The organism is Ferruginibacter sp. (assembly GCF_031391665.1).
In the GTDB taxonomy this organism is placed as follows: domain Bacteria; phylum Bacteroidota; class Bacteroidia; order Chitinophagales; family Chitinophagaceae; genus Ferruginibacter.
The window spans coordinates 1-7,462 of record NZ_JANMUN010000083.1; the positions used below are offsets into that span (position 1 = coordinate 1).

Here is a 7,462-nt window from a genome sequence, read left to right on the forward strand (position 1 = left end):
TCTTGATAAAGAATCTCCATCCGTTTCTAATATTTCATCAAACTGTACTTTATCATATACTTCGTAAGGATATAATTTTCTGATATCGCAGGTAACACCACTGCCTCTTGCAACAGGGCCGGTACAACCAAATGAAATCGCATCTTCTTTCGATAATACACCCACACCTTTCATGCGGTTTTGAAAAATAATATTTCCGGTAAGCATTTCATTATACTCATCTACTTTAGATTTATAAAGCGTAATAAAATTTTTTACTCTTTGTATAAAGTTGGGATGAATATCCTGCATTACGCCACCGGGTACAATATAGTTCATCGTTAACCTGGCGCCGCAGGTTTCTTCCATAATATCGTTGATGTTTTCTCTTTCTCTGAATGCATGAAAGAAAGGCGTGAAGGCTCCCAGATCCATTGCCATTGCTCCCCACCACAATTCATGCGATGCAATTCTTGTCAGTTCATCTACCAATACCCGAATGTATTTTGCTCTTTCTGGTATTTCAATCTGCATCGCATTTTCTACACACAAAGCGCAGGCATTATTGTTGATGTGAGAAGATAAATAATCCATGCGGCTGGTAACATAAATAAATTGGCGGTAACTTAAACTCTCACACATTTTTTCTATGCTGCGGTGAATATAACCCAAATGCGGTTCTACTTTTTTTATCGTTTCGCCATTTAAAGTAATAACCAAATGCAATACACCATGCGTTGCCGGATGCTGCGGCCCTACATTAATTATTAAATCACCTTCTGTGGATGTACCTAATTCTTCAAACATAAATTTGCCCCTATCCCCTAAAGGGGGACTGATTATGATTTACTAAAAAATATTTATTATACTTCTTCATTTATAATCTTTCCTACTTTAATATACTGTTTCTATAACTCCCCTTTAGGGGATGGGGGCTTTATAGCTTAATCATATTCACCTCATCCTCAAAATCTTTCCGCATCGGATTTTTTCCTTCCCATCCATCAGGTAAAATCAATAACCTTAAGTCAGGATGGTTTAAAAAATTCACGCCAAACATTTCATAGTTTTCTCTTTCATGAAAATCAGCCGTTTTCCAAATGGATGTTACGGATGCTATTTCAGGAGTGGTAAAATTTAGTTTTGCTTTAACCACTATGTTGTGCCTGTGGGTTGTTGATGTAAGATGATACACCATAGTTAAATGTGTTTTCCAATCTATACAGGTAACACAAAAAAGAAAATCAAAATTTAAAGAAATATCATTCCGCAACTGTTTTGCAAAAGCTAACCATTTGGCCGGCTCAATATTTATTGTCAGCCATTGCCCGCCTTCTTCATAAGCAGCAGCAGGAAGCAATTCCGTTAATTTTATTTTCAGTTCTTCAGTATTCATGTTGTTCAAAAAATCTTTTACACTTCAATTATTTCACCCCTTTAGGGGATGGGGGTTGTTGTTCCCTCGTCATACCACTTTTTATTTTTTCCTGTAATTTTATTAATGCATGCAATAAGGCTTCCGGCCTTGGCGGGCAACCGGCAACGTAAACATCCACCGGTATAATATGATCGGCCCCTTTTACCACAGAATACGTGTTGTAAAAAAACGGGCCGCCGCTAATTGCACAGGCACCCATTGCAATTACATATTTTGGTTCGGCCATCTGATCGTACAATCTTTTTAAAACCGGTGCCATTTTATTTACGATCGTCCCTGCAATAATTATAACATCAGCTTGGCGTGGAGAAGCCCTGGCTACTTCAAAACCAAATCTTGAAAAATCATATTTAGCAGAAGCCGTTGCCATCATTTCTATGCCGCAGCAACTGGTGGCAAAAGTTAATGGCCATAAAGAATTTGATCTTGCCCAATTGATAACATCATCTAATTTACTAAGCACAATACCGCCGCCGGGTAAGTCAAGTATCTGAACAGCCCCTCCTAAATCCTCCCCAGAAGGGAGGACTTTTAAAGACTCTGCATTATTTGTACTATCATTCATTTATTGAAGATTATAAAAAAATTAATCGCTTTTATCTACTCCGCAATCTTCTACTTTTCTCTCCCCTCCGGGGAGGATAGGAGGGGCTCTACATCCACTTCAATGCCCCTTTTTTATGTGCATATAAAAATCCCATAAATAAAATAAAAAAGAAAATTACAATTTCAACCAATGCAAGCCAGCCTACCTTTTTTGCTACTACAGCCCAGGGATACAGAAATACCAGCTCCACATCAAAAATTAAAAATATAATGGCAAATAAATAATAGCCCACATTTAATTGTACCCAGGTTTGCCCGGTGGTGGGTATGCCGCATTCGTAAGGTTCGCCTTTGCTTTTGTTAAAAGTAGAACGGGTAACTATTTTTGATACCATTAATGCAATGCCCGAAAAGGCCAATGCAGCAAGAATTAAAATAATCATGGAAGAGGCACCCATATTTGAAAGCGATTTTACAAGGGTTGAAGTTAATGCTAAAATTGATTACAAAATTGTGGTAACCAATTAATTTTTACCCATTTAAATAATAACAGTATGAATAAAATTTAAAGTAAATGTTTTTAAAGTCAGTAAAAAAACAATAACTTACAAATGCATTTGCAGTAAAAATTTTTAACGCTAAACAGCCAAAATGAAAAAAGTATCAAACATTTTAAAAAGAAAGGGCAGCAATGTAATTACCATTACACCAGATATTACCGTGCTGGATGCCTTAAAGCAAATGGCAGAAAAAAATATTGGTTCTATTGTAGTGGAAGAAAATGGTAATTATATCGGGCTTTTAACCGAAAGGGATTATGCCCGTAAAGTTATCCTTAAAGGAAAATCATCTACCACTACTTTGGTTAAAGAAATTATGACTACTGGTTTGCCCCGCATTACACCCGACAATTCTGTGGATACCTGTATGCAAATAATGAGCGAAAATAATATCCGCTATTTACCCGTTTTTGAAAACGACCAGCTCTGCGGTATCATTTCAATTAATGATGTTATTAAAGAAACCATTCTTACACAGGAAGAAACGATTGAGCATTTGCAGAATTATATACATTCTTAGCAAAATGGATAATTGATAATTTAATAATGAATAATAGGGCGGCTTAAAAATATAAACACTGCCTTGGATTGAATACATTATACATTTTATAATTATCCATTAACTCAAGTACCTTTGCACCCGATGAAGCACCTCAAATCCCTCAACAAATATTTTTGGAAATACCGCTGGCTTTTTATGCTGGGTATTGTGTTTGTTGTTTTAACCAATTACTTCAGAATTTTAGCGCCGCAAATAACCAGGTATGTAGTGAATACAGTAGTGCATACGGTAAAAGGAGAAAAAGAGGTTACTGCAAACGCAGGAGAAGCAGAAAAAAACTACGACTTTTTGGTAAGAAATGTAATTGTGTTTTTTGAAAACCACCAGGATAATAAAATTTTACTGGCAGGTATTACTTTACTCATCCTCGCCATTATCAGCGGTATATTTATGTTTTTAATGCGGCAAACCATTATTGTAATGAGCCGTCATATTGAGTACAATCAAAAGAATGAAATTTTTTCTCATTACCAAAAATTAGATACCAACTTTTACAAAACACACAGCACCGGCGATTTAATGAACCGCATTTCGGAAGATGTGAGCCGGGTACGAATGTACACCGGACCGGCAATAATGTATTTTATAAACCTTGCTGCTGTAATTGGCTTTAGCGTTTTTTTTATGCTGAAAGAAAGTCCTAAACTTACTTTAGTGGCATTGGCACCGTTGCCATTATTAGCCATCACTATTTATTTTGTAAACACTATCATCAATAAAAAAAGCGAAAAGATACAATCGCTTTTAAGCGATCTTACCACCAACGCACAGGAATCTTACTCCGGCATAAGGGTAATAAAATCTTATGTACAGGAAAAAGCTCAGCTTATCTTTTTTAGAAATAACAGCGAAGCATACCGTAATAATGCATTGAGCCTGGCAAAAACTGAAGCTATTTATTTTCCCAGTATGGCATTGTTGATTGGCTTAAGTACCATCATAACTATTATGGTGGGCAGCCTTGATGTGATAAATAATGTAAATGGCACCACTGTTGGTACCATTGCAGAATTTGTGTTGTACATTCAGATGCTCACCTTTCCGGTAAGCGCTATCGGGTGGACGGCGAGTATGACACAGAGAGCTGCAGCTTCTCAAAAAAGAATAAATGAATTTTTACATACCGAGCCCGAAATAAAAAATGAAATTCAAGATAATGATAAAATAAAAAATCAATCTTCTCCATTTCCCTCCCCACCGGGGTTGTCTGAAAAGAGAACGAACGAAGTTCAAGGAGGGGCTGCATTAGAGGGTAATATCACTTTTACCAACGTAGATTTTACTTATCCTCATACCGGCATCAATGCTATAAAAAATTTCTCTTTACAAATTAATAAAGGTGAAAAAGTGGCCATCATTGGCCGTACTGGTTCAGGCAAATCCACCATTGCACAATTGCTGCTGCACATGTACAATCCACAAAAGGGATTGATAACTTACGATGGTATCCCCATAAATAAAATTGATATTAATACCTTACGGGAACAAATAAGCTACGTACCGCAGGATGTTTTTTTATTCAGCGAAACTGTCAGCAATAATATAAGTTTTGGTTTAGAGAATGCATCGCAGGAAAAAATAATTACTGCTGCTAAGCAAGCCAGTGTGCACACCGAGATTGAAAAATTTCAACATAATTATAACACCATGATCGGGGAAAGGGGCGTAACATTAAGCGGCGGACAAAAACAACGCATCTCTATTGCCCGTGCATTGATTAAAGACCCTGAAATTGTAATTTTTGATGATTGCCTGAGTGCTGTAGATGCCCGTACAGAGAAGGAGATTATTGAAAACCTGTACAACTATCTTGAAAATAAAACGGCATTGATTATTACCCACCGCATATTTTCTTTGTTTAAGTTTGATAAGATTGTGGTGCTGGATGAGGGGAGCATTGCCGAACAGGGCACCCATGAGGAGCTCATGCAAAACAATGGCATTTATACCGAAATGTATAACCGCCAGCAAGAAGCCCCCATCCCCTGAGGGGGATTTATTCAGCGATTATAATTTTTACAAAACTTGTAATAGTAGTAAGTTCAATTTTTAAATACAGTCCAAATAACTCCCCTTCAGGGGATGGGGGCGATTTATATTTTGTGGTTTCAAAAACAATTTTATCTTTGCGAAGTCCTAAAAATGGATAATCGTTAAAAAACTAAAAACAATATAACAGTGGCGTACGAGAACAACGACAAAAAAATGGAAAGCGTTTACAGTCAACGCATCCGTGCTGGAAAACGCAGGACTTACTTTTTTGATGTAAGAGAAACCCGTGGTAACGACTTTTATTTAACCATTACCGAAAGCCGTAAAAAGTTTGACAGCGATGGATACGAAAGACATAAGATCTTTTTGTATAAAGAAGATTTCAATAAATTTATTAAAGGATTGGGCGAAGCCATCGATTATGTAAAAACAGAATTAATGCCCAATTTTGATTTTGATGCTTTTAACCACGACACTCCTTACGAGGGAGAAGGTGGCGCACCGCAGGCAACTGCAAGTGCTGAAGCAACATCAACCGAAACTCCAGAAATAACTGTTGAAGAAAAAGCTGAAGCTCCTGCCGCAACAACACCAGTTGATAATGGCAGTACTGAGGAAGTAGATAAGTGGTAAACCAACACCAAACCTAATTGCATAAACCCTTTCATTTTTGAGAGGGTTTTTAATTTTATAGAAAAAACAAATCCACCTTAAAATACTATTTTTGTTTAAATCATTGTTGATGAAAAAATTATTAGGTTTACTGTCAGCAGTTATTTTATGCAGCAGCTGCAATGCACAAATTTACCGCATACAAAAAGCGCAGGCTTTTTATACGGCATCATTTCCGGGTATGGCAATGAAGGATGAAAATGGTAATACAATAAATCCGGAGCCAATAATTGACAGGTTTATTTATATAGAATGCAGGTTTAATGGTAAACCAAAAGTTGATTCGGTTTTTTATAATGGTATTTTATTTACTGCTGCTGTTGCAGATAAAGCCGAAACTGCTGCGACCGTTGGCATAAAAAATGAAAACGGAAAACCGGTAAAGTTTATCCCTAAAAAAGGCAATAAGGTTTGGAAGATTTATTTAACACAGGTTGCAGGTAATACATTGCCGCATGAAGCAGTTAAAAAGATTATTATTAAAGGCAGGTTGAATAAAATAAAATTTACCACTGCAATTTATTTGGAAACACAACTCACTACACCGGATAGATATTGATTCATTCACAGCTTATTTTTACGAACACTTTTTTTAATTTTCTTTACCACCCATTTTTCAAATACTGTTATAGCTTTATCCCTGAAATCTTTTTCTTTATGTTTAGGCACATAATAATAAATACTTACTAATTTCAACATCGAAGTATTATCATTCCCTGTAATCATAATTTCGACAAAAGAAGTTTTATACCTTACTGTATCGGTATCCTTAATCTTTTCATAATCTAAAATCAATGCAAGAGTATCTGTTTCACCATGAAAATGAAAAACATTTGTTTCGCTGTCAAAATCAACTTGACCACTAACTTTATTTGCCTGGTTAATTTCTTTCAGCTGAACGCTGTTCAATCTTGATAACAGTTCTCTTTTTGAAAAATTAAAGGGGTATTCCTTATCAATTGCGATGAATTTTCTCAAATCACGTGGAGGTACACTTGTTGCCATAAATGCAATACAGGAAACTATAGCAATAACTTTGATAAAAATTGGCTTAGCAATATATGGCTGCGTACAAGTATTAAAAAATATATAGGAGAAAATAACGCTTATTAGTGCAATATTATCACCAAAATCAATTGTTCTGTTAACTGGAATGTAAATAGAATTAAGAAGGTTAATTATTGGCTGCGAAAGGTCAGATTTCCAAAAAATAAACAGCACGCCAGTAAATACATGCAGTGGTTTTTTCAAGCGGGGAAAAACTGTACTGAGAAAAAAAGGGAAAGCAAAAAGCCCTGCGAAATCGGAAAGTTTGCCTGTAATAAAATTGTGAAAAGAAACTTTAAACAACCAGTCGTTAGTTATTAATAATAAAACTGACAATATAAAAGCAGGATGAGCTAATTTTTGTTTGTCTGCTATCATAAAAAAGATTAAAAATTCATCATTTCATTTTTTTATAAGCATTTATCAGGTTATTGGTCGATGAATCGTGTGAGCTTACTTCATCATTATTCAACAGCTCCGGTAAAATTTTTCCAGCTAATACTTTTCCCAATTCAACACCCCATTGATCGAAGCTGTAAATATTCCAGATAACACCTTGTACAAAAATTTATGTTCGTACAAAGCAATTAATTCACCCAAACTAAATGGTGTAATCTCTTTAATTAAAAAAGAATTGGTGGGGCGGTTGCCTTCAAAAACACGGTA

11 protein-coding genes are annotated in these 7,462 nt (G+C 35.8%); 4 read left to right on the plus strand and 7 right to left on the minus strand.

The window, feature by feature from the left end:
• From ACY651_RS06315 to ACY651_RS06330, 4 genes are all read right to left on the minus strand, one after another.
• Positions 1 to 786: NADH-quinone oxidoreductase subunit D (locus ACY651_RS06315; RefSeq protein ID WP_462250849.1), on the minus strand; the 786-nt coding region annotated here is incomplete at its 3' end.
• Positions 787 to 916: 130 nt separating this feature from the next.
• Entirely contained in the window at positions 917 to 1,375 is a 459-nt protein-coding gene (locus ACY651_RS06320; RefSeq protein WP_462250851.1) for an NADH-quinone oxidoreductase subunit C, read from the minus strand.
• A 28-nt stretch (positions 1,376 to 1,403) separates the two neighbouring features.
• Entirely contained in the window at positions 1,404 to 1,982 is a 579-nt protein-coding gene (locus tag ACY651_RS06325) for an NADH-quinone oxidoreductase subunit B (RefSeq protein ID WP_462250853.1), read from the minus strand.
• Positions 1,983 to 2,070: 88 nt separating this feature from the next.
• Positions 2,071 to 2,406, minus strand: coding sequence for an NADH-quinone oxidoreductase subunit A (locus tag ACY651_RS06330; RefSeq protein ID WP_462219987.1), 336 nt, complete (start codon positions 2,404 to 2,406; stop codon positions 2,071 to 2,073).
• A 208-nt stretch (positions 2,407 to 2,614) separates the two neighbouring features.
• On the opposite strand from ACY651_RS06330, the gene ACY651_RS06335 reads away from it, so the two are divergent.
• The 4 genes from ACY651_RS06335 to ACY651_RS06350 all read left to right on the plus strand — a co-directional run bounded on the left by ACY651_RS06335 (position 2,615) and on the right by ACY651_RS06350 (position 6,308).
• On the plus strand, positions 2,615 to 3,043 hold the full coding sequence (locus tag ACY651_RS06335; protein ID WP_462250855.1) for a CBS domain-containing protein: 429 nt from the start codon (positions 2,615 to 2,617) through the stop codon (positions 3,041 to 3,043).
• Between the two features lie 123 nt (positions 3,044 to 3,166).
• Positions 3,167 to 5,074, plus strand: coding sequence for an ABC transporter ATP-binding protein (locus ACY651_RS06340; protein ID WP_462250857.1), 1,908 nt, complete (start codon positions 3,167 to 3,169; stop codon positions 5,072 to 5,074).
• 189 nt (positions 5,075 to 5,263) lie between these two features.
• Positions 5,264 to 5,710 carry a DUF3276 family protein gene (locus ACY651_RS06345; protein ID WP_462250859.1) on the plus strand — a complete coding sequence of 149 codons (447 nt, stop codon included), beginning with the start codon at positions 5,264 to 5,266 and terminating at the stop codon, positions 5,708 to 5,710.
• A gap of 109 nt (positions 5,711 to 5,819) precedes the next feature.
• Positions 5,820 to 6,308, plus strand: a complete 489-nt coding sequence (locus tag ACY651_RS06350; protein ID WP_462250861.1) for a hypothetical protein — start codon at positions 5,820 to 5,822, stop codon at positions 6,306 to 6,308.
• Positions 6,309 to 6,313: 5 nt separating this feature from the next.
• Here the strand turns inward: ACY651_RS06350 and ACY651_RS06355 are convergent, their stop codons facing one another.
• From ACY651_RS06355 to ACY651_RS06365, 3 genes are read right to left on the minus strand one after another with little or no spacing between them, the layout of a single operon-like run.
• A complete protein-coding gene (locus tag ACY651_RS06355; RefSeq protein WP_462250863.1) occupies positions 6,314 to 7,174 on the minus strand; it encodes a hypothetical protein in 861 nt (286 codons plus the stop codon).
• Between the two features lie 19 nt (positions 7,175 to 7,193).
• Complete coding sequence (locus ACY651_RS06360) at positions 7,194 to 7,307, minus strand: hypothetical protein (RefSeq protein WP_462250865.1); 114 nt, start codon at positions 7,305 to 7,307, stop codon at positions 7,194 to 7,196.
• A complete protein-coding gene (locus ACY651_RS06365) occupies positions 7,292 to 7,420 on the minus strand; it encodes a hypothetical protein (RefSeq protein ID WP_462250867.1) in 129 nt (42 codons plus the stop codon). The genes ACY651_RS06360 and ACY651_RS06365 overlap by 16 nt, the downstream gene beginning before the upstream one ends.
• Positions 7,421 to 7,462: the final 42 nt, after the last annotated feature.

Excerpts from the sequence above, each read along its gene's own strand:
- ACY651_RS06350 (WP_462250861.1), top strand. The coding sequence starts at position 5,820 with ATGAAAAAATTATTAGGTTTACTGTCAGCAGTTATTTTATGCAGCAGC.
- ACY651_RS06355 (WP_462250863.1), bottom strand. The coding sequence starts at position 7,174 with ATGATAGCAGACAAACAAAAATTAGCTCATCCTGCTTTTATATTGTCA.
- ACY651_RS06325 (WP_462250853.1), bottom strand. The coding sequence starts at position 1,982 with ATGAATGATAGTACAAATAATGCAGAGTCTTTAAAAGTCCTCCCTTCT.
- ACY651_RS06335 (WP_462250855.1), top strand. The coding sequence starts at position 2,615 with ATGAAAAAAGTATCAAACATTTTAAAAAGAAAGGGCAGCAATGTAATT.
- ACY651_RS06320 (WP_462250851.1), bottom strand. The coding sequence starts at position 1,375 with ATGAATACTGAAGAACTGAAAATAAAATTAACGGAATTGCTTCCTGCT.
- ACY651_RS06330 (WP_462219987.1), bottom strand. The coding sequence starts at position 2,406 with ATGATTATTTTAATTCTTGCTGCATTGGCCTTTTCGGGCATTGCATTA.
- ACY651_RS06340 (WP_462250857.1), top strand. The coding sequence starts at position 3,167 with ATGAAGCACCTCAAATCCCTCAACAAATATTTTTGGAAATACCGCTGG.